The following is a 21,331-nucleotide window of genomic DNA, read 5'->3' as shown; positions in this document are numbered from 1 at the left end:
GCGGAGGCCCGAGAACTGCCGGGAACCGCCGGGGCGGGTCAGCGCGGGCGGCGGCGACCGGCGAACAGCGCGCCGAGCAGCGGCACCACCGACACGCACAGGAGGGTGATGCCCAGCGGCGGCAACGGAGCGACGAGCAGGGCCCCGCCGACGAGCATCGCCGCGAACAGGACCCCGGAGGCGATCCGCCGCGCGATCCCTTCCAGGCGGTCCAGCCGCCGCTCCAGGCGCGAGGTGTCGAAGGACACGGTGCCGTCGTCGACGCGGGTGATGATGTCGTCGATGCGCTTCGGGAGCCGCCAGGTGGTGGCCGCATTCGCCATCGCCTGCTCCGCCATGTCCTGCATGAGGTTCCCGGACTCGTCGCGAAGCAGACGCGCGGCGTACGGTTCGGCCGCATCCCACACGTTGAACGCGGGATCGAGACCGCTGCACATCCCGGAGGTGAGGGACACGGCGCGGATGAGGAGCAGCATGTCCTCCGGGAGCTGCAGCGGGAGGCGCCGCACCATGTCGCCGAACTCCTCGGCGAAGTCGGTGAACTCCCGCGGATCCACCCTGCTCAACTCCGCGAAGCCCATCCCGCCGAAACGCGCGAAGAGGGCGGTCAGCGCCCGCTCCAGCTCGCCGGTGTCAGCGGTCGGGAGCAGCACGCCGATCTCCTGGGCCGCGCGCACGAGGCCCCGGCTGTCGCGTGCCGTCACCGCGATCAGGAGAGTCCGGAGCCCCTGACGGAGGTTGTCGGAGACCTCGGCCATCATGCCGAAGTCGATGAACGTCAGCCGGAAGCCCCGCTCCGACGGGACAGGGGTGACAAAGATGTTCCCGGGGTGCGGGTCGGCATGCACGAAGCGGTGGGTGAAGACCTGGTCGAACATCACCTCGGCGAAGGCGTCGGCGACGGCGGACGGGTCGATGCCTGCCGCCCGGAGCGCCGCGGTGTCGTTGATCTTGATCGCGGTCACGTCCGACAGCGTGAGCACCCGGCGGGTCGTCCGCTCCCAGACGATCTCGGGGGCGGCCACTCGCGGGTCGTCGGCGAAGTTCTCGCGGAACCGCTCGGCGCTGCGGGCCTCGTGGAGGTAGTCGATCTCCTCGAGGCTCGTGACGGCGAACTCCTCGACGAGAGCGGGGGCGTCGACACGGTCGGCGACGATCCGCACCCGTGTCAGCCACCGTGCCACCCGGCGGAGAGCCGCGAGATCGACCGCGACGATCTCATCGATCCCCGGGCGCTGCACCTTGACCACGACCTCGTCGAGCCCGGTGTCCTCTGCATCCCGCGCCGAAAGGCGAGCCCGGTGGGCCTGGCCGAGCGACGCCGCGGCGACCGGTGTGTCGTCGAACCACGCGTAGACGCGGTCGAGTGGCATGCCCAGTTCCGCCTCTGCGAGCGCCCGGATCTGCGGGGTGGGCACGGCCGGGACCTCGTCCTGCAGTCCTTCGAGTTCGGCGGTGATCTCCGGCGGCAGCACGTCGAGGCGGGAGGACATGAACTGCCCGACCTTGATCATGAGGCCGCCGAGCTCGACCGCGAGCGTGTGGAAGCGACGCGCGAACCGCTGCATGCGGCGGGCGCGGGTGCGCTCCGCGACCGTGGACAGCCCGAACCGCGGAAGGACGAGTTCGAACCACCAGATCTTCAGGAACTCACGGCTCGCGAACGACAGGATGCGACGATACCGGGCACGATGGGCGCCCTGTTCCGCCGCTGCCGTCATCGCGTCATCCTTCCGCCGTTCCGCGCCGGACGCCGCACAGCGCGGTCAGTCCTGGGCGAGGATCGTGTACAGCCTACGGCGGGCCTCGTCCAGCACTTCGATGGCCTGCTGCACCTGCTCCGGCGAGCCGCTGCGGCCCACCTGTGCGGCGGCGGCTGCGAGGTCGACGCCGGCCTTGGGCAGGGCGCTGAACCGGGCATCGCGGCTGCGGTCCTTGTCGGAGGACGGCACCCACGGCGGGGTCTCGGTGCTCTCCGCGGCGACCGCGCGGCCCGCCTCGGTGAGGGCGTAGGTCTTGCGGCCGTTCTGCTCCTCAGCCTCGATCAGCCCCTCGTCGGCGAGGAGCTGGAGGGTGGGATAGACGGAACCGGCACTCGGCTTCCAGGTGCCGCCGCTGCGCTCGGCGATCTCGTTGATGATCTGGTAGCCGTGCATCGGGCGCTCGGTGAGCAGCGACAGGACGGCGGCACGCACGTCGCCGCGGGCCATCCGGGAGCCCCCGGAGGGACGGGAATCGAACGACTTGCGGAGTTGATCCATGGCCTCGAACAGTGCTCCGGCCGGACCCTGCGCGCCGCCGAAGAGGTTGCCGAGTCCGCCGACGAAGTCGCCGCCGTTGGTGCCGTTGCCGTTGTTGCCGAACGGGGTGGAGGGAAATGCGTTGTTCATGATGACCTCCCAGTCGTGAACGATACTCAACGATATATCGTTCGGACTGGGTGTGGGGTGGGAGTTCTCGGTCAGGCCGGTGCCAGCAGCGCCGCCCCGGTGACGGTCGCGTCGATACCCAGCGTCGCTGACCGTACGACGGCTTCCACCGTCCCGGGCATGGCCGCTCCCCGATATGCGCGAGCGACCTCGGCACGGTACCGTTCGCCGATCGCCGCCACGCCGCCGCCGACCGCGATGACCTCGACGTCGAGCAGCGCCTGCGCGCCGGCCAGCGCGCGCCCGAGGAACCTCGCCCCTTCGAGGATCACCCCGTCGGCGACCGCGTCCCCGGCGCGAGCGGCAGCGTCCACCTCCCGAAGCGTGCGCGTGCTGCCGGTGCGTTCCCGGTACGTCTGTTCCAGCGCCGGGCCGGAGGCGACGGCCTCGACGTGCCCGACTCGTCCGCAGCCACAGCGGCGGCCGGCGAGTTCGGGGGGAAGGGTCAGCTCGGTGTGCCCCACCGACCCCGCGGTGCCGGACACGCCGGTGCGGAGCCCGTCCGGGAGCACGACAGCGCCGCCGATGCCCGTGCCGACCGTGACCATCAGCAGACCGCGCGCTCCCCGGCCTGCTCCCGCCGCCGCCTCGGCGACCGCCGCCGCGTGCACATCGTTGACGACCGCCACCGGCGCTCCGAGCGCTCGGGCGAGCGCCGCGCGCAGCGGAAACCCCGCCCAGCCGTGGATCGCATCGGTCGCGGAGCTGATGCCGCCGTCCTGACCGACGACCCCCGCGGTGCCCACGCCGACCGCCGCCACCTCCTCCGCACCACGGATCGCGCCGACCGCGTGGACGACCGCCCGCACGATGGCCTCGCCGCCTTCTCGGGCCGGAGTGGAGAGAGTGTGCACGGCGGTCACACGACGGGGCCCGCCGTCCGGCTCCTGTCGGAATCCGGCGACGGCGATCTTCGTGCCGCCGATGTCGACGCCGACGATCACACCCGGCTCCGTGCCGCGGGAGTCGCCGCGACGAAGCGACGAGTGAGGGCGATCGGATCGGTGATCGCCCCGCCGACGACGACGGCGAAGGCTCCGGCGTCGAAGGCGGCCCGTACCTGCGCCGGTGTCTGGTAGCGCCCCTCCGCGATGGTCGGGATGCCCGCGGCGGCGAGCGCGGCGACGAGGTCGAGGTCCGGTCCGTCCTGCTGCGGGGAGTCCGGGGTGTAGCCGGAGAGGGTCGTTCCGACGACCGCTGCCCCCGCGTCCCATGCCCGCCGCCCCTCCTCGGCGGTCGACACATCGGCCATCACCGGCCGCCCCGTCGCTGCGACGATCTCCCCGATGAGCCGGAAGTCCGTGCCGAGCTGCTCCGCGGTGGCGTCGACCGCGATGACGTCGGCTCCGGCCGCGGCGAGTCCCGCGGCGAGCGCGACCTCCGGCGTGATGACGTTGCGGACGCCGTTCCAGACCTTGTGGAGCCCGATGATCGGCACGGCCGTCGCGTGTCGCACCCGCCGGATGTCGTCCGGCCCGTTGAGGCGCAGCCCGCTGGCCCCGCCGAGCAGCGCCGACTCGGCGAGAGCACCGATCACGTGGGAGTCCCGTGCGGGGGTGCCGGCGGACGCCTGGACCGAGGCGACGAGCCGGCCGCGGAGGAGATCGAGGGCTACCTGGGTCACTTGAGCGCTCCTGCACTGACGCCGCCGATGAAGAACTTCTGGCCGAGGAGGAAGATCGCCACGGCCGGGAGCGTGAACATCACGCACGCGGCCATGAGCGGCCCCCAGGCCACGTCGTTCTCGCCGAAGAAGGCGTACAGACCGATGGACAGCGTGTACGTCGACTGGTCGTTGAGATAGATGAGGGGGTTGAGGAAGTCGGTCCATGCCCAGACGAACTGGAAGATCGCGGCGGTCACGATGGCCGGACGCGCGAGCGGCAGCACGATCGTCGCATAGGTGCGGAACTCCGAGGCCCCGTCGAGCCTGGCGGCTTCGATGAGTCCGTCCGGCACCGCGAGGAGGAACTGCCGGATCATGAAGATGAAGAACGGCGTGCCGAGGAACGCGGGGACGATGAGCGGGAGGTACGTGTTCGTCGCCTCCAGCCCGTTCCACACGAGGAACAGCGGGATCAGCGTCACCTGCGGCGGCAGCATCATCGTGGCGAGCACGAGGATCAGGAGCGGACGGGCGCCGCGCCACTTCACCTTCGCGAGCGCATAGGCCACGAGCGGGCAGGAGATCACCGTGCCGAGGATGCTCATGCCGGAGACGAAGAGCGTGTTGGCGAGGTACCGCCACACCGGGATCTGCGCGAACGCCTCGGCGAAATTGGCGGTGGTCCATTCGGCGGGCAGCAGGGTGGGGGGAGAGGAGAACACGTCGCCGGGGGTCTTGAATGCGGTCGACAGCATCACGAGTAGCGGGAACAGGAACAGCAACGCCAGCAGCGTCACCGCGATCTGCTGCCGGATGCGGCGGAGCGTGCGCCGGGTGCGGCGGGGGCGACGCCGGGCGGAGAGGTCAGCGTGCGCCATCATGCACCCACTTCTTCGAAGTCGCGAGCACGATGAGGCTGACGACGAGCGTGACGATGAACAGCGTCCACGCCATGGCCGAGGCGTACCCCATCTTCAGGAACACGAACGCGTTCTGGTAGAGGTACATCGCGTAGGAGAGCATCGACTGGCCGGGCCCTGACCCCGCCTGGTTCAGCCGCTCCTGAGACAGGATGTAGGGCTGCGTGAAGATCTGCAGGAACCCGATGATGCTCACGATCACCTGGAACAGGGTCACGGGAGACACGGTGGGCCAGGTGACGTTCGTGAAGCGACGCCAAGCACCGGCTCCGTCCAGCTCGGCCGCCTCATACAACTCCTTCGGCACCTCCTGCAACGCGGCGAGGTAGATGATCATCGTGCCGCCGACCGTCCACAGCGACATGAGGATGATGGCGGGCTTCGTCCACTCCGGCTGCTGCAGCCAGGCCGGCCCTTCGATGCCGAACCACGAGAGGAAATGGTTGATGAAGCCGTACTGGGCGTTGAGCAGCCACCGCCACAGGTATCCGCCGACGACGACCGGCACGATCGACGGCAGGTAGACGAGCGCGCGATAGAGCGGCTGGCCCCGCACCGGGGTGTTCAGCAGGTGCGCCCCGGCCAGCGCGATGCCGATCGCGAGCGGCACGCCGAACACCGTGAGCACGGCCGTGTTGGCGAGGGACTTCCAGAACACCCCGTCGGCGAGCATCTGGGTGTAGTTGTCGAGCCCCACCCACTCGGGCGCCTGGAACAGGTTGAAGTCGGTGAAGCTGTAGTACGCCGACGCCGCGATCGGGTAGGCGAACAGGAACAGGAAGCCGACGATGAACGGCGACGCGAAGGCGAGGCCGATCAGCGTGGTCCGACGGCTGCGGCGCCGCCGGACGGGAGCGCCGGGCCCGGCAGGAGCGTGCCCCTGCCGGACCCGGGGTGCCGTTGCCGTGGTCACGAGGACCGGCTCACTCGGACGCGTAGGAGGCCATGCGCTCCTCGACGGTCGCGATCGCCTCCTCCGGGGTGGCCGTCAGTCGCACGACCTCGTCGAACGCGGTCGCGAGGTCGGTCGCATACTCGGCGCTGTACGGACGGCTGGCCAGGGACTTCGCGTTGGGGGAAGACGCGGCGTCCGCCCAGACCCCGAAGTCCTGCAGCTCGTCGAACGCGGCGCTGTCGGCGAGGGAGGAACGTCCGGGGAGGTTGCCGAGGGCGACGGCGAACTTCTCCATGGGCTCGTCGCTGACGAGGTAGGCGAGGAACGTGGCGGCCTCCTCCTTGTGCTTCGAGTTCGCGGGGATGAACAGGGTGCTGGCGGTGACCTGCGTGCTGTTCTCCAGGTCGGGCGCGGCGGCGGGGATCGCCGTCACGCCCCACTCGAAGTCGGGGGCGATCTTCGCCGCGCTGGCCGACCGCCACTCGCCGTCGATGATCATGGCGACCTGGCCGCTGAAGAACGGATCCTGTGCGGAGAGGTACTCACCCTGGCCGGACACGAACGTCGCCATGGCGTCCGCGCCGACGGGCTCGATCACGTTGTCCTGGTACCACTGCAGGGCCTCGAGGTTTCCGTCCTCCGCGGGGGTGGGGCCATCCTCGCCGTCCCAGCTTCCGCCGAACGCGTAACCGAGGGTCGTCAGGGTGGTGCTGTCGTTCGCGGACCCGAGACCGAGCTGCGTGATCCGGCCCGAGGCGTCCTTCTTGGTGAGCTTCGGGATGGCGGCGGCGAGCTCGTCCATCGTGGTCGGCGGCGTGACGCCGGCCTCTTCGAGCAGCTGCGGGTTGTAGAGCAGCTGGAAGCTGTGGATGGCGATCGGCAGCGAGTAGACCTTCCCGTCGTAGGTCATCTGCTCCATGGCGCTGGGGACGAAGTCGTCGACATCGATGCCCTCGGCGGCGATCGCCTCGTCGAGCGGAGCGAGGATGCCCTTGGAGGCCCACGCACCGACGGTGTTGCCGAAGTTGTCGGAGATGTCGAAAGAGCCGTTCGACGACGACATCGACGTGAGCTGCTTCTGAGTGTCCGGGCTCGAGACGCCCGTGACGACGATGTCGTCCTGGCTGGCGTTGAAGTCGGCGATGATCTCCTCCAACGCCTTCGCCTCCTCGCCACCCCACAGGTAGGAGAAGGTGATCTCGGTGGGGCCGCCCGCGTCACCGCCGCCGCCGGCGCAGCCGCTCAGGGCGACGATCGTCGCCGTACCCAGCGCCCCGGCGACCAGGACGCGTCGGCGCATGTTGTGCTTCACGTGCATGGGGATTCTCCGCTCATCGTTGACCGTGCAAAGGATTGGAATAGACCAATTAAGAACCGCTGAGAGGAGACATTGACACAATCCGGGGTGATCGTCAAGATTGGGTTAGTCCAAATGAGGGGGAAGACATGTCGGCCATCGAGGGCGTCACGAAGCACGAACGCGTGCGACGGCATCTGGAGCAGGTCATCGAGCAGGGTCTGGCGCCCCACGAGAAGCTCCCCACCGAGCGGGAGCTCGCCGAGTCGCTCGAGGTGAACCGGCAGACGGTGCGCCGGGCCCTCGACGAGCTCGAACGCGACGGCCTCGTCTACCGCCTGCAGGGCGCGGGAACGTTCGTGAGCGCCTCGCGGATCAGCAAGGCGTTCGAGCTGACCTCGTTCTCGGAGGACATGCTCGCGCGGAACATGCGGCCAGGATCCCTCTCCGTCGACGTCGGCACCGCGGCGGCCGGGCAGACCGCGGGCTACGCCCTGAACCTCAGCCCGCAGTCCCCCGTCGTGCGGATCCACCGTGTCCGGACAGCCGACGACATCCCGATCTGCCTCGAGGTCTGCTCGATCGCGGCCGACGCCGTGCCGGGCCTGGAGGACGGCATCGTCGGCGACTCGCTCTACGACGACCTGCGCACCCGGTTCGGCATCACCGCCGTGCGCGCCGACCAGGAGATCCACGCGGTGGTGCTCGACGAGGAGCAGGCCGCCGCGCTGCAGACCCCGCCCTTCTCCCCCGCCTTCCTCGTCAAGCGGACGACCTACGATGCCCGCAGCCGCCCGATCGAGTACGCCGAGTCGGTGTACCGCGGCGACCGCTACTCATACCTCGTCTCCATCGCCCGCCCCTGATCCGCCTCCCCCGACCTGCGATCCCCTTCACCGACGAAAGGCTCCTCGTGTCCGACCCGACCCTCCGCCCGCGCATCGCGCTGCTCCCTCTCGACGACCGGCCGGTGAACGTCAAGCTCCCCGGCGATGTCGCGGCCGTCGCCGGTGTGACGCTCGACGTCCCACCCGCCGGGATCCTCCCCTCCTACCGCACCGCGGGCGACGCGGACGCGCTGGGTGCCTGGCTGCGGGAGCGCGCCGCGGACCCGGCCACCGTCCACCTGGTGGTGTCGGTAGACATGCTCCTCTACGGGGGCCTCATCGCGAGCCGGACGAGCCACGACACGACGCGTACCGTGCTGGCGCGCCTCGACGTGCTGCGCGAGGTGCGGCGGGTGCGGCCCGATCTCCCGATCTCGGCGGTGTCGCTGGTGACCAGGGCGAGCAACTCCTACTCCGCCGCCGAGGAGCCGGCCTACTGGACGGAGCACGGCAAGGAGATCCACGCTCTCGGCGGCGACGCGCACCGGCTGCTCGGCGAGACGGAGGTGCTGCCACTCGACGAGCTGACCCCGGTGCCCGCCGACGTCGTCTCGGACTACTCGTCACGTCGGCTGCGCAATCACATCGTGAACCTCTCGACCCTCGGCCTCGTGGAGGACGAGACGCTGGACTTCCTCGCGATCACCGCGGACGACACCGCGCCGTTCGCGGCAGGCAGTGCGGAACAGGTGTGGCTCCGTCACTGGATGCGGATGCTGCCGTCGGGGCGCCGAGTGCTGATGTACCCCGGGGCCGACGAAGTGGGCGCGGCGCTGGTCGCCCGGGCTCTGGCCGCGAACGCCGGGGTGACCGCCTCGTTCTCGGTCGCCTGCGCGGACGCGGCCGGAATGGAGCGCATCCCGCCGTACGAGAACATGTCGCTCGCCGCCTCCGCGAGCCGTCAGATCCGGGCGGCCGGAGCGGTCGAGGTCGCCGCAGGGGGCGATGTCACGCTCGTGCTGCACGCCCCCGATCCCGACCGGCACGACATGTTCCGCGGACGGCCCCAGGCCGTGGATGCGGAGGCCGTCGCGGGGACGGTGGCCCTGGTGCAAGCTCGCCTCGACGCCGGGGAGCACGTGGCGCTCGCCGACGTGCGGTACCCGAACGGCGCGGACGAAGCGCTCGTCCGGGCGCTCGCCGAGGCCGGGCTGCTCGGGCGGCTGGAGGCGTTCGGCGGCTGGAACACGGCGGGGAACACATTGGGCAGCGTGGTCGCGGTCGCGGCCGCCGGGGTCGTCGGTCGTGCCGCGGGCTCCTTCGACGAGCGCGCCGCACGGATCGCTCTGCTCACCCGCCTGCTCGACGATTTCGCGTACCAGGCTGTCGTCCGCACGGATGCGGGGCCGTCCCTCTTCCCGGACGTCTACCCGATGGCCGACGACGCACAGGTCGCGACGGCCGAGCGCGTCATCCAGGCGGAGCTGACAGCCCTCTTGGAGTCGATGCTGCCTGCCGATGACGTGCGGATCGAGGAGCTCGTCCTGCCCTGGCGTCGCTCCTTCGAGATCGGCCTCACCCTGCGCTGAATCCTCCGCGGTCGTCGCATACACCCGCGTCCGCCGCGAGCCTGGCGTGCTCCACAGGAAGGGATGGTTGGCTGGGAGTACCGGCGGGGGAGATTCGGGCCGGGCATGATCACAGGGGGGACACGTCCATGAGCAGTGCGACCGCGGGCGAGACCGCAGACGGCCGGGTGCGGGTGAGCGTGGTGGTGCCGGTGTTCCGGCCGAAGGCGTCGTTCGACGACCTCATCGCCTCGCTCGACGCGCAGACGCTGAAGCGAGAGTCGTTCGAGGTCCTGCTCTGCGACGACGGCTCCGGGGAGGAGACGGCCGCGCGGCTCGAGAGCATCGCGAAGGACCGTCCGCACGTCCGCGTGCTCTCGCTCCCGCACTCCGGGTGGCCGGGGACCCCGCGCAACCGGGGCGTCGAGGAGGCCAGGGGGACATACGTGCAGTTCGTCGATCAGGACGACCGGCTGTACCCGCGAGCGCTCGAGCGGCTGTGCGACTACGCCGACGAGCACGGATCCGACGTCGTGGTCGGCAAAGAGGTGGGGATCGGACGGAAGCTGCCTGCCAAGATCTTCCAGCGCGACATCCCGCACGCGGTGCTCGGCGAAGACCCGATCCTGGAGATGCTGACGCCGCACAAGATGTTCCGCACGGCCTTCCTGCGGGAGCATGGCATCCGCTTCCCGGACGGGAAGGTGCGCCTCGAGGACCACCTCTTCGTGATGCAGGCGTACTTCGCCGCCGACACGATCTCGGTGCTCGCGAGCGAGCCCTGCTACGCGTGGGTGAAAGAGCCCGGGAGCGCGAGCTCTTCCCGCATCGAACCGGAGTCGTACTTCCCGCACCTGGAGACCGTGCTCGACGTCGTCGAGGCGAACACGGAGCCCGGACGGGTGCGGGACCGGCTGCTGCGCCACTGGTTCCGCGGCAAGATCCTCAACCGGATCGCGGGACGCCGGATGGTGAAGTACCCGGCGGAGTACCGCGACCGCCTGCTGGACGTGGTGGTGCCCCTCACGCAGCGACGGTTCGGCCCCGGCGTCGATACGGGGCTGTCCTTCCCGCAGCGTATCCGGGCGGCCCTGCTGCGCGCCGACCGCCGGGACGATCTGCTCGCCTTCGCCACATTCGAGTCCGAGACGAAATGCACCGCCACCGTGACGGCGGCGCGGTGGTCCCGCGGCGGGCTGCAGCTGACCGTGCGCGTCCGTCTGCTCCGCGACGGCGAGGAGGCGTTCGTGTTCGAAACGGTCGGTTCCGCCGACCGATTGGCTTCCCTCCCGCTCTCGACGATCGAGGACCTTCCCCCCGGGCTGCTCAACGCCCGCAAGGAGCGCCGCGCCGATCGCGTCGACCTGATCGCACGGGACACGCCGTCGCCCGGACACGCTGCGGAGTCGGCCGCGGGTTCGGAGCGCAAGATCGGCGGCCGGCGCCCGAAGCGTCTCGATGCGGTGCCGATCGCCCTGGATCCGATGAAGGTGTTCCGCGAGGACGGGTCACGCGAGGCCGACCTGTCCGTCGCGGTTCGCTACGCCGGGTGGATGTTCGCCGCACCACTGACCGCGGCCCCGGACGTGACGGCGCACCTCGGCCGGTCGCCGCTCCTCGCCGGCCGACGGGTCGAACTCGTGCGGACCGAGGACGGAGGCCTTCGGCTGCGCCGGGAGTGGCCGAGCGGTGCCTGGCGCGACTCGCTCGCGCGGACCGCGCGGCGCGTGCGCGCGCGACTCCGCCGCTGACGTAAGGCTTCTTGCCGCATCGAACGATTAACGATAGATTCTCGTTGTCTTTCGATAGCCATCAGGAGTGCGCGCATGACCAACACGACGATCACGGTGCTGCGGATCCTTCTCGCCGCAGCCCTCCTCGGCTCTGTCGCGGTGCAGGGGTTGATCCTTCCGCTGCTGTGGCTCGACCTCGCGGACGAGCAGCTCTGGGGGCGGATCGCCGTCGTGGCCCTGCTCGGCGCCGGCATCGTCACACTGCAGGTGGTCGGGGTGTGTGTCTGGCTCCTCCTGACGCGCGTGCGCCGCGGAGCGATCTTCACGGCATCCTCCTTCGGGCCCGTCAACGTCATCATCGGGGCGATCCTCGCGGCCGCCGTCCTCACCTGGGCCCTGGCCGCCGTGTTCGCCGCGGGCACGGTCGCGCCCGGGGTGGTCGCGCTGGTGGGCGGTGCGGGGGTCGTGATCGCGGGGGTCGCGCTCCTCGTGGTCGTCATGAAGGCCCTGCTCCGCCAGGCCATCGACCGGGACGCCGAGGCGCGAGCCCTGCAGGCCGAGCTCGACGACGAGGTGATCTGATGGCGGTCGTCGTCGACATCGATGTGATGATGGCCCGCCGCAAGATCGGCGTCGGCGAGCTCGCCGAACGGATCGGCATCACTCCCACCAACCTCGCGGTGCTCAAGAACGGGCGCGCGAAGGCCGTGCGCTTCACCACTCTCGATGCCCTGTGTGCCGCACTGGACTGCCAGCCCGGCGACCTCCTCCGCTGGGTACCGGACGAAGACTGACCTCGCCCCGTCACGCCGCTAGGTCGCGCGATGGGCGACGAAGCGGTCCGCCGCGCGCCGGGCCGCCTCCACGTCGAAGCGGCGTCCACGTCACGAAGAAGAGTGCCGAAACAGAACAACGTTGACGGCGGCCGTCACTTGACCTCCGCTGCCGTTGTGCCCGCCCGCTCGCGAGTGAGCACCGCCGGGAGTTTCTCTGCCCACTCGAGTGAGGCCCTGACCCCGTCCGCGATGCTCAAATCGGCTCGCCAACCGAGCAGTCGCTCGGCCTTCGCGGTAAGCGCCGGCCGCCGCTCATCCCCACCCGTTCACCTCGCCGCACCCTCGCGTTCACGCCCGGCGCCTAGGTTGAGTGCGGACGCGCGACCGCGCCCACGAAATCAGACAATCTTTGTGCCTTCACCACAAGAACCGGTAGTGTCGCATCGACACACCTCGAAGGCGAGAAAGGGACGAACATGGCCGACAGGCAGCAGAGGCGCTGGGCGCTCATCGGATTGACGGCCGCGGCGGCGATCGCGCTCAGCGGATGCACCGCGAGCGGCGACGGAGACGCGGGCGAAGGTAGCGACGGCGGCTCCGGCGACACCCTCATCGTCTACACGAACTCGAACAGCGACGGTCGCGGTGAATGGATCACCGAGAAGGCGGCGGAGGCGGGCATCGACATCGAGATCGTGGGCCTCGGCGGTGCCGACCTGACGAACCGCATCATCGCGGAGAAGAACAACCCCGTCGGCGACGTGGTCTTCGGCCTGAACAACATGTTCTTCGAGCAGCTCAAGACGGAAGAGGCCATCACGGCCTACGAGCCGAGCTGGAGCGGCGAGGTGCCCGCGGACGCCGGCGACCCGAAGGACGGCGCGTTCTGGCCGCTCGTCGAGCAGGCCATCGTCACGGTCTACGACGAGAACCGCATCACCGATGCGCCCTCCGACCCCGACGACCTGTACACCGATGAGGAGTTCGCGGGCCGCTACGAGGTCAACCCCGCGCTCGGCCAGGCGACCCCGCAGCTCGTGCTCGCGAGCATCCTCACCCGGCACCTCGACGAGGACGGCGACCTCGGCGTGAGCGACGAAGGCTGGGAGCTCGTGAAGTCGTACTACGCCAACGGCTCCCCGGCCGTGGAGGGCACCGACCTCTACGCCCGCATCACCCGCGACGAGGTCGACTACGGCGTGCTCCCGTCGAGCGGCATCGCGGCCCGCGACGAGGAGTACGGCACCACCACCGGCATGATCGTGCCCGAGTACGGCGTCCCCTATGTGACCGAGCAGATCGCGCAGATCAGCGGCACGGACAACGAGGAGAAGGCACAGGAGTTCATCGACTGGTTCGGCAGCGCCGAGGTGCAGGGCGAGTTCGCGGCGGAGTTCAACGCCATGCCGGTGAACGAGGGCGCGGTCGAGAAGGCCAACCCCGAGGTCGTCGAGCTCATGGGCACACTCGACCGTCAGGACATCGACTTCGGTTTCGTGAGCGAGAACCTCGGCGCCTGGGTCGAGAAGGTCACGCTCAAGTACGTCGGCTGACCCGCGCAGTCCCGTACCGGCAGAGAGAGAAGACGATGATCCGTTTCGACGACGTCGAGGTCGTGTTCGGCGACCACCGTGCGGTCTCGCACCTCGATCTGGAGATCCAGGAGGGTGAGTTCTTCACCCTCCTGGGTCCGTCCGGATGCGGCAAGACCACCGCCCTGCGCACGCTCGCGGGGTTCATCGAGCCGACCGGCGGCCGGATTCACATCGCCGGTCGCGACGTGACCAGGGTGCCGAGCGAGAAGCGCGGCGTGGGCATGGTGTTCCAGAACTACGCCCTGTTCCCGAGCATGAACGTGCGGGAGAACATCGCATTCGGCCTGTCGGTGCAGAAGGTGTCGAAGGCCGAGCAGCGGAGACGCGTAGACGAGGTCGCCGACCGCACCGGGCTCGCCGCGTCGCAGCTCGAGAAGAACGTCGCGGAGCTGTCCGGCGGGCAGCAGCAGCGCGTCGCCATCGCCCGCGCGCTCGCCCTGACCCCCAGCATCCTGCTGCTCGACGAGCCGCTGTCGAACCTCGACGCCAAGCTCCGCGTGCAGCTGCGCGAGCAGCTCAAGGAGCTGCAGCACGAGGTCGGTGTGACCACCGTGTACGTCACGCATGACCAGGAGGAGGCACTCACCCTCAGCGACCGCATTGCGGTGCTCGACGCCGGGACCCTGCAGCAGGTGGGCACGCCGGAGGAGATCTACGACCGCAGCGCCACGCCGTTCGTCTGCCGGTTCATCGGCGAGAACAACCGGCTCAGCCCCGCCCAGCTCGTCGCGATCGGCGCGGGCCTCGACGCCACGGCCGAGAGCTACGTCCGTCCGGAGAAGTTGCATCTGGCTTCGCCGGCCGAAGCCACGACCGGAGGAACGGGCTCCCTCGACGGCACCGTCGCCGGCCGCACGTACCACGGCAGCCACAGCGTCTATACGGTGTCGGCGGCCGATGCGACGCTCCGGGTGAGCGTGCCGGCCGCGGCGAGCGCGCGCCGGTGGGACGTCGGCGACGACGTGCGCATCCACGTCGACCCCCGGTGGGTCCTGCAGTACCCGGCGGCGTGACATGAACGCTCCGCAGAACGACTCCCGTCCGACGCCGCCGCCGTCCGCGGCGATGACGGACACCCCCGGCGCCCTGACCACCGAGGCGGCCGAGACGGGCACCGCGACGAAGCCCCGCCTCCGCCGCGGCCGACCCGGCAGCGTGCGGGCGATGCTCCGTTCCCCGCTCGCGTGGGTGACCGGCATCGTGGTGATCTGGTTCGCCGCCGCCTTCCTCGTGCTGCCGAACGCGGAACTGCTCGCCACGACGTTCTTCCCCGACGGGCAGTTCAGCATCCGCGCCGTCGAGAAGCTGCTCGGCAGCGAGCGGGCCCTGAAGACTCTCGGCAACAGCTTCCTCCTCGCGATCACGCTGTCCGTGACGGTGAACGTCGTCGGGGTGTTCATCGTGCTGGTGACGCAGTACTTCCAGGTGCGCGGCGCGAAACTCCTCTGGCTCGGCTACGCCACGACCCTGATCTACGGCGGCATCGTGCTCGCCGCCGGCTACAACTTCATCTACGGCAAGTTCGGCTTCATCACGAACCTCATGGTGAACATCTGGCCGGACATGGATCGCAACTGGTTCTCCGGGTACTTCGCGGTCGTGTTCGTGATGACGTTCGCCACGACGACGAACCACATGCTCTTCCTGTCGTCGTCGCTCGGCAAAGTGGACTACGCCTCGATCGAGGCCGCGAAGCTCATGGGCGCCTCGACCTGGACGATCCTGCGCCGCATCGTGCTGCCGGTCATGAAGCCGATGCTGTTCGCCGTCACGGTGCTGACGTTCCTCATCGGTCTCGGCGCCCTGACCGCGCCGCTCGTCCTCGGCGGCCCGGACTTCCAGACCGTCGCGCCCCTCATCATCGACCTGTCGCGGAGCCCGATCACGCGCGACATCGCGGCACTGCTGGCGATCGTGCTCGGTGTCGCCACGATCATCCTGCTCGCGATCATGAACCGCGCCGAGAAGTCCGGCGTGTACTTCTCGGTCGCGAAGGTGGCGACGCCGATCCAGAAGCAGCGGATCCGCAACCCCTTCGCGAACGCGGTCGTGCACGTCGTGGCGTACCTGCTGTGGGTGATCTACCTCATCCCGGTCGTGCTCATCGTGATCTTCTCGTTTGTCGACGCGCGGAGCATCCTCGCCGGGTCGATCACCCTCGACAGCTTCACGCTCGACAACTACGTCACCGTGTTCTCCAGCGCGGCGGCTCTTCGGCCGTTCATCGTGAGTGTCGTCTACAGTGCCCTGGCCGCGGTCATCGTCGTGGGCGGGTTGCTGTTCGTGGCGCGGATGATGCAGAAGCACCGCAACCTCCTCACCACGGCCATCGAGTACGTGCTGCACATCCCCTGGATCCTCCCGATCGTGCTGATCGCCCTCGCGTTCGTCATGGCGTTCGACGCGCCGCAGGTGCTCGTCGGGAACATCGTGCTCACGGGGACGCCGATCCTGCTTCTCGTCGCCTACATCTGCGTGAAGATCCCGTTCACGTTGCGGCTGCTGAAAGCGGGCTTCGCCTCCGTGCCGGACTCCCTGGAGGACGCCTCCCGCATCCTCGGAGCGCGCTCGCTGACGACGTTCCGGCGTGTGCTCGTCCCGCTCGTGCTGCCGACGGCGGCCGCGATCACGGCGCTCAACTTCAACAGCCTGCTCGATGACTACGACGCGGCGATCTTCCTTTACCACCCCCTGTACAAGCCGCTCGGTGTCGCGATCCAGGAGAGCACCCGCGGGGAGAACAACCTCGACGCGATGCCCATCACGTTCGTCTACACCGTGCTGCTCATGATCATCATGGGTGTCACCATGTATCTCGTGTATGGACGAGGTTCACGCGCCGGAGCGCCCCGCCGACGGAAGCGGCGCGCATGAGTGGGGCCGATGCCGGGACCCCCGCCCTGCGGGTCACGATCAGCGACGTCGCCGCCGCGGCCGGAGTGTCGAGGGCGACGGCGACCAGAGCTCTCAAGGGCGAGGGTCGGTTCGCGCCCGAGACACAGGAGCGCATCCTGGAAGCGGCCGAACGACTCGGATACGTGCGCAACACCATGGCCGCGGAACTCGCCGCCGGACGCACCGGCACCGTCGGCCTCATGCTGCGCGATGCGAGCAACCCCGCATACGGCCTTCTCTTCTCCCGGCTGCAGGAGGAGGCGCATCAGCGCGGCCTCGACCTCGTGACCGTCACCATCGGCGCCGACGAGCAGGGTGCCAAGCAGGTGGGCGCGCTGCATCGGCTGCTCGGCATGCGCGTCGCGGGACTCATCGTCGCCACCGGCGGCATCTCGGCGGCGCAGCTCGAGCCGTTCGCCGACCAGGTGCCGATCCTGCGCGCAGGGCGCGTGGAGTCGGCGGGCCGCATCCACACCGCCCACTACGACGACGAGGGCCACGGACGTCTGCTCGCGGAGCACGTGGTCGCCCTCGGGCACCGGAAGGTGGTCGTGCTCGCCGGGAGTCCTGAGGCGTCCTATCCCGAGCACCTGCGGGCCCTGGCGATGCGCGAGGTGCTGATCCGCGCCGGGGTCGCCGTCACGATGATCTCAGCCGGCGCCCGCCCCGACGACGGCATCGACGAAGCCCTCGCGGCCGTGCGCGCCGGATCCACCGCCGTGATGTGCGCGTCGGACTACCGACAGCTCGCCGTCATGCGCGCCCTCCGCGCGGCGGGCCTTCGCGTGCCGGACGACGTGAGCGTGACCGGCTGCGACGGCATCCTTCCGGGCGCCGACCTGCTCGGGCTCACCACGCTGCGGATTCCCGTGGAGGCGGTGGCCGCAGCCGCCGTCGAGACCATGCAGCGGCTGCTCACCGCCGACGAGCCGGAGACCCTCGTGCGGCGCTCGTTCACCGGAACCCTCGTCCCCGGTTCCACGGCCTCCGCCGTCTGACCTCTGCCCCGACCTGCCTCCGCCCGCCGACCAGGAAGAGACATGATCTTCACCGAACACCCCCGCCCGTCGCACACCTTCGTGCACATCTCCGACACGCACCTGCCGGGTGAACGGTCGCCGCTGTACGGCAGCGGGGCCGACGCCGACGCGAACCTCGCGGAGATGCTCGACCGGCTCGTCGCCTCAGGGCTCCGCCCCGACGCGCTGCTGTTCACGGGAGACCTGACGGATCGGGGCGATGCCCCCGCCTACGAGCGCCTGCGCCAGCTCGTGGCGCCCGCCGCCGCGGCGCTGGGGTGCGAGGTCGTGTGGGCGGCCGGCAACCATGACGACCGCCGTGCCATGCGATCGGAGCTCGGACTCGCGGGGGCGGGTGCCGAGCCGATCGTCGAGGTGCGGTGGTTCGGGGGGATGCGCGTCATCGTCGTCGATTCGACGGTGCCCGGCGCGCATTGGGGGGAGGTGTCGTCGTCGCAGCTGGATTGGCTGGAGGGAGAGCTGGCGACGGCGGCACCACAGGGCACGCTGCTGCTCCTGCATCATCCGCCGCTGCCCACGGTGCTCGACCTCGCCGTGACCGTCGAGCTCCGGGATCAGGACGCGCTCGCCGCGGTGCTGCGGGGGTCGGACGCGCGGGGCATCCTGTCCGGGCACGTGCACCATCCGTCGTTCGGCACCTTCGCCGGGATCCCCGTCGCGGTGGCCTCGTCGAGCGCGTACGGTCAGGACCTCGCGCAGCCCGTCGGGGCGACCCGCGGACAGGACGCCGCGCAGGGCTACAACCTCGTGCACGTGTACGCCGACACCATCGTGCATTCCGCCGTCTCGCTCGAACGCGGGGCGGACGTCGGAGAGCCGGTCGCCGCCGACGAGGCCGGGCGACGGATCGCCGGCGTCGGGATCGACTGGCGCGACTAAGCGGTCACGAGGTCGTCATCGGCGTCACCTCGACGTCGATCGCGCCGAACGGGAACGGGCTGACGACGCTCCAGGAGTCGCCGGTGAACTGCTCGATCGGGATCAGCGCGAACCACACGTGCGAGACGACGATCGCGACCACCACGAACAGTCCGACTCCGCGCAGGGTCCACTCCAGGGTGCGAAGCGCCGCGCGCTCGTCAGTCGCCTTGATCACGCGACCGAGCGCGAGCAGCACGATGACGGCGATGGCGATGTAGACGAGGGGGCTCGGCGCGAGCGTGAGCTGGATGCACTGCGGAGCCTCCTCCACGGGCTGACCCGCGGAGTCGATGAACCCGCCGTTCCCGTCGACGCCGCCGGGACAGATGCCTTTGCTGGCGGTCATGAACACCGGATAGACGAACGCGACGATCAGCGACCACAGGAGGACGCGGCGGATCGCGGCGATGACCACGGCGCCGGGGAGTCGAGCGGAAGCCGTGTCCGGGGAGGTGGAGGGTGCGAGCGACGACATGCGGGGGCTCCTTCGGGGCGGTCGTGTTCATCCTGGCGGATGTGAGGGGCGGGTGGAAGAGGGGCTGGTTTCTCCTCCGTCGTGGATAGCGTGAAAGGGTGAAGATCACCGCCCATGCATTCGCTGCCCGGTTCGACGTGCCGATAGCAGAGGCGCGCACCGCTCTACGGTCCCGTCACGGTGCCCTTCCGAAGGGCGGCAAGGCCTGGGAGCTGACCGCCGAGGACGTCCTTGGTCTCTTCGATGAGGTCTTCGCTGGGGAGGTGGCACGGCCTCTCGAGTCGGAGCCGACGACCGCGCTGCTGACGCAGTATGCGCAGATTCTCGCCGAGCTGCGCATGCGCGGAGTCGTCCGGACCGGGAACGCGCCTCTCGGCGACTACGCCGAGTACATCGCCGCTCAGGTCTACGGTGGCGTTCTCGAGCCGAACTCCGCCAAGTCGCACGACGTACTCGCGGGTGACCGTCGCATCCAGGTGAAGGCACGAACAAGGAGCGCATCCACGAGTGCGAATGCGGTCTTCTCCGTCTTTCGGTCCTTCGACTTCGACGTTGCCACGCTCCTGGTGCTCGATTCGCGCACGTATGCGCTCCAGTGGGCGAGGGAGATCGAACCGAATGAGGTACGCAATGCTTCGCGCTGGTCAGCGCATGTGAATGGCCACCTTCTGTCTCTCCGTGCCGCGCAGACTCTGGGGCGGGACGTGACGGCGGAGTTCACTCCCTACTTCCGAGAGTGACTGCACGCGACAGCGACCGGCCGCACGCGAGCACTCGTCCGAGAGGCGGACGCGTCCGCTTTAGGCTGGAACGTCTGCCTCCTCTCTGAGGCACCTTCCCCTGGAGCTCCATGTCTGCAACGACGGTCGACGACCGCGCCCGTTATCGCGCCCGCCCCTCGGTGCTCGACGCGCTCAAGAACCCGCGACTGCTGACGCGAGAGGTACTGGCCGGGCTCGTCGTCGGGCTCGCGCTCATCCCGGAGGCGATCGCGTTCTCGGTGATCGCCGGGGTGGACCCGAAGGTCGGGCTGTTCTCGTCGTTCATCATGGCCGTGTCGATCGCGTTCCTGGGCGGGCGTCCGGCGATGGTGACCGCGGCGACCGGAGCTGTGGCGCTCGTGATCGCTCCCGTCGCGCCGACGTACGGGCTCGACTACTTCATCGCGACGGTCATCCTCGCCGGGATCTTCCAGGTGGTCCTCGGGGTGCTCGGCGTCGCGAAGCTCATGCGGTTCATCCCCCGCAGCGTGATGGTCGGGTTCGTGAACGCGCTCGCGATCTTCGTGTTCAGCTCGCAGTTCCCGCAACTCATCGACGTGCCGTGGCTGGTGTATCCGCTGGTGGCGCTCGGCATCGTCGTGATGCTGGTGATGCCGAAGCTGACCAAGATCGTGCCGGCGCCGCTCGTGTCGGTGGTCATCGTGACCGGGGTCGTTCTCGCCTTCGGGATCACGGTGCCGACGGTCGGCGATCAGGGTGAGCTGCCGCGGAGTCTGCCGTCGCTGTTCATCCCGAACGTCCCGCTGACGTGGGAGACGTTCACGATCATCGCGCCGTTCGCGCTCGGGGTCGCGCTCGTCGGGCTGATGGAGTCGCTGCTCACCGCGAAGCTCGTCGACGAGATCACCGACACCCACTCGAACAAGACCCGCGAATCATGGGGGCAGGGCGTCGCGAACGTGCTGTCCGGGATGTTCGGCGGCATGGGCGGGTGCGCGGTGATCGGTCAGACCATGATCAACGTGAAGGCCTCGGGTGCGCGGACCCGCATCTCGACGTTCTGCGCCGGGATCTTCCTGTTCCTGCTGGTCGTGGTGTTCGGCGACTTCGTCGGGACGATTCCGATGGCGGCATTGGTGGCCGTGATGATCATGGTCGCGATCGGGGCGTTCGACTGGCACAGTGTGCGTCCGTCGACGCTGAAGCGGATGCCGAAGAGCGAGACGTTCGTGATGGTGGCGACCGTGGTGCTGGTGCTGATCACGCACAACCTGGCAGTGGGGGTCGTCGGTGGGGTGCTCGTTGCGTCGGTGCTGTTCGTGCGGCGGGTCGCGCACTTCGTTTCGGTCCGCCGTGTTCTGAGTGCGGCGGGTGACGTGGTGACGTACGTCGTGGAGGGGGAGTTGTTCTTCGCGTCGAGCAACGACCTGACGACGTTGTTCTCCTATACGGAGGATCCGTCTCGGGTTGTCGTCGATCTGTCGGGGTCGCATGTGTGGGATGCATCGACCGTTGCCGCGCTGGATGCGATTGAGACGAAGTATGCCAGTCTGGCGAAGACGGTGGAGATCGTCGGGATGAATGAGAGTAGTTCGCGGATGCGGGGACGGTTGACGGGCGGGTTCGCCTAAT

The 21,331-nt window shown here is 69.4% G+C and carries 20 protein-coding genes; 12 read left to right on the top strand and 8 right to left on the bottom strand.

Annotated elements, in window-relative coordinates; genetic code table 11:
- Positions 1-38: 38 nt before the first annotated feature.
- The 7 genes from FY549_RS05610 to FY549_RS05580 all read right to left on the bottom strand — a co-directional run bounded on the left by FY549_RS05610 (position 39) and on the right by FY549_RS05580 (position 7,168).
- Positions 39-1,721 carry an ABC1 kinase family protein gene (locus FY549_RS05610; RefSeq protein WP_149084197.1) on the bottom strand — a complete coding sequence of 561 codons (1,683 nt, stop codon included), beginning with the start codon at positions 1,719-1,721 and terminating at the stop codon, positions 39-41.
- Between the two features lie 45 nt (positions 1,722-1,766).
- Positions 1,767-2,390: a PadR family transcriptional regulator gene (locus FY549_RS05605; RefSeq protein WP_149084196.1), complete on the bottom strand. Its 624-nt coding sequence runs from the start codon at positions 2,388-2,390 to the stop codon at positions 1,767-1,769.
- A 71-nt stretch (positions 2,391-2,461) separates the two neighbouring features.
- Positions 2,462-3,373 carry an ROK family protein gene (locus FY549_RS05600; RefSeq protein ID WP_149084195.1) on the bottom strand — a complete coding sequence of 304 codons (912 nt, stop codon included), beginning with the start codon at positions 3,371-3,373 and terminating at the stop codon, positions 2,462-2,464.
- A complete protein-coding gene (locus FY549_RS05595) occupies positions 3,370-4,053 on the bottom strand; it encodes an N-acetylmannosamine-6-phosphate 2-epimerase (RefSeq protein ID WP_200838813.1) in 684 nt (227 codons plus the stop codon). The genes FY549_RS05600 and FY549_RS05595 overlap by 4 nt, the downstream gene beginning before the upstream one ends.
- The gene (locus FY549_RS16615) at positions 4,050-4,916 is read right to left on the bottom strand and encodes a carbohydrate ABC transporter permease (RefSeq protein ID WP_149084193.1); all 867 of its coding nucleotides are present in this window, start codon (positions 4,914-4,916) and stop codon (positions 4,050-4,052) included. Before FY549_RS16615 ends, FY549_RS05595 begins: the two co-directional genes overlap by 4 nt.
- Positions 4,900-5,868, bottom strand: coding sequence for a carbohydrate ABC transporter permease (locus tag FY549_RS05585; RefSeq protein ID WP_187614935.1), 969 nt, complete (start codon positions 5,866-5,868; stop codon positions 4,900-4,902). Before FY549_RS05585 ends, FY549_RS16615 begins: the two co-directional genes overlap by 17 nt.
- A 10-nt stretch (positions 5,869-5,878) precedes the next feature.
- Positions 5,879-7,168 carry an ABC transporter substrate-binding protein gene (locus FY549_RS05580; protein ID WP_149084192.1) on the bottom strand — a complete coding sequence of 430 codons (1,290 nt, stop codon included), beginning with the start codon at positions 7,166-7,168 and terminating at the stop codon, positions 5,879-5,881.
- Between the two features lie 128 nt (positions 7,169-7,296).
- Here FY549_RS05580 and FY549_RS05575 point away from each other — a divergent pair, with 128 nt between their 5' ends.
- From FY549_RS05575 to FY549_RS05525, 10 genes are all read left to right on the top strand, one after another.
- Positions 7,297-8,013 (top strand): GntR family transcriptional regulator, encoded by a 717-nt coding sequence (locus FY549_RS05575; RefSeq protein WP_149084191.1) that lies wholly within the window; start codon positions 7,297-7,299, stop codon positions 8,011-8,013.
- Positions 8,014-8,060: 47 nt separating this feature from the next.
- On the top strand, positions 8,061-9,563 hold the full coding sequence (locus FY549_RS05570) for a DUF4127 family protein (RefSeq protein ID WP_159463257.1): 1,503 nt from the start codon (positions 8,061-8,063) through the stop codon (positions 9,561-9,563).
- Between the two features lie 128 nt (positions 9,564-9,691).
- Positions 9,692-11,293: a glycosyltransferase family 2 protein gene (locus FY549_RS05565; RefSeq protein ID WP_149084189.1), complete on the top strand. Its 1,602-nt coding sequence runs from the start codon at positions 9,692-9,694 to the stop codon at positions 11,291-11,293.
- Between the two features lie 75 nt (positions 11,294-11,368).
- Positions 11,369-11,857 carry a DUF2975 domain-containing protein gene (locus tag FY549_RS05560; RefSeq protein ID WP_149084188.1) on the top strand — a complete coding sequence of 163 codons (489 nt, stop codon included), beginning with the start codon at positions 11,369-11,371 and terminating at the stop codon, positions 11,855-11,857.
- Positions 11,857-12,069, top strand: coding sequence for a helix-turn-helix domain-containing protein (locus FY549_RS05555; protein WP_149084187.1), 213 nt, complete (start codon positions 11,857-11,859; stop codon positions 12,067-12,069). Before FY549_RS05560 ends, FY549_RS05555 begins: the two co-directional genes overlap by 1 nt.
- Positions 12,070-12,527: 458 nt before the next feature.
- On the top strand, positions 12,528-13,604 hold the full coding sequence (locus FY549_RS05545; RefSeq protein WP_149084186.1) for an extracellular solute-binding protein: 1,077 nt from the start codon (positions 12,528-12,530) through the stop codon (positions 13,602-13,604).
- A gap of 35 nt (positions 13,605-13,639) precedes the next feature.
- Complete coding sequence (locus tag FY549_RS05540; RefSeq protein WP_149084185.1) at positions 13,640-14,659, top strand: ABC transporter ATP-binding protein; 1,020 nt, start codon at positions 13,640-13,642, stop codon at positions 14,657-14,659.
- Positions 14,660-14,810: 151 nt separating this feature from the next.
- Positions 14,811-16,520 carry an ABC transporter permease gene (locus FY549_RS05535; RefSeq protein WP_187614956.1) on the top strand — a complete coding sequence of 570 codons (1,710 nt, stop codon included), beginning with the start codon at positions 14,811-14,813 and terminating at the stop codon, positions 16,518-16,520.
- Positions 16,517-17,539 carry a LacI family DNA-binding transcriptional regulator gene (locus tag FY549_RS05530; protein WP_149084184.1) on the top strand — a complete coding sequence of 341 codons (1,023 nt, stop codon included), beginning with the start codon at positions 16,517-16,519 and terminating at the stop codon, positions 17,537-17,539. The genes FY549_RS05535 and FY549_RS05530 overlap by 4 nt, the downstream gene beginning before the upstream one ends.
- Before the next feature lie 42 nt (positions 17,540-17,581).
- Entirely contained in the window at positions 17,582-18,460 is an 879-nt protein-coding gene (locus FY549_RS05525; protein ID WP_149084183.1) for a metallophosphoesterase, read from the top strand.
- A 4-nt stretch (positions 18,461-18,464) separates the two neighbouring features.
- On the opposite strand, the gene FY549_RS05520 is transcribed toward FY549_RS05525, so the two are convergent.
- A complete protein-coding gene (locus FY549_RS05520; RefSeq protein WP_149084182.1) occupies positions 18,465-18,977 on the bottom strand; it encodes a hypothetical protein in 513 nt (170 codons plus the stop codon).
- A gap of 98 nt (positions 18,978-19,075) precedes the next feature.
- Here FY549_RS05520 and FY549_RS05515 point away from each other — a divergent pair, with 98 nt between their 5' ends.
- A complete protein-coding gene (locus FY549_RS05515; protein WP_200838816.1) occupies positions 19,076-19,717 on the top strand; it encodes a hypothetical protein in 642 nt (213 codons plus the stop codon).
- A gap of 110 nt (positions 19,718-19,827) precedes the next feature.
- Entirely contained in the window at positions 19,828-21,330 is a 1,503-nt protein-coding gene (locus FY549_RS05510) for a SulP family inorganic anion transporter (RefSeq protein ID WP_149084181.1), read from the top strand.
- The last annotated feature ends 1 nt before the right edge of the window (position 21,331 follow it).

This window comes from Microbacterium sp. 1S1 (assembly GCF_008271365.1).
In the GTDB taxonomy this organism is placed as follows: Bacteria; Actinomycetota; Actinomycetes; order Actinomycetales; family Microbacteriaceae; genus Microbacterium.
The sequence above is the reverse complement of the archived record's forward strand: the minus strand, read 5'-3'. Positions and strand labels throughout refer to the sequence as shown.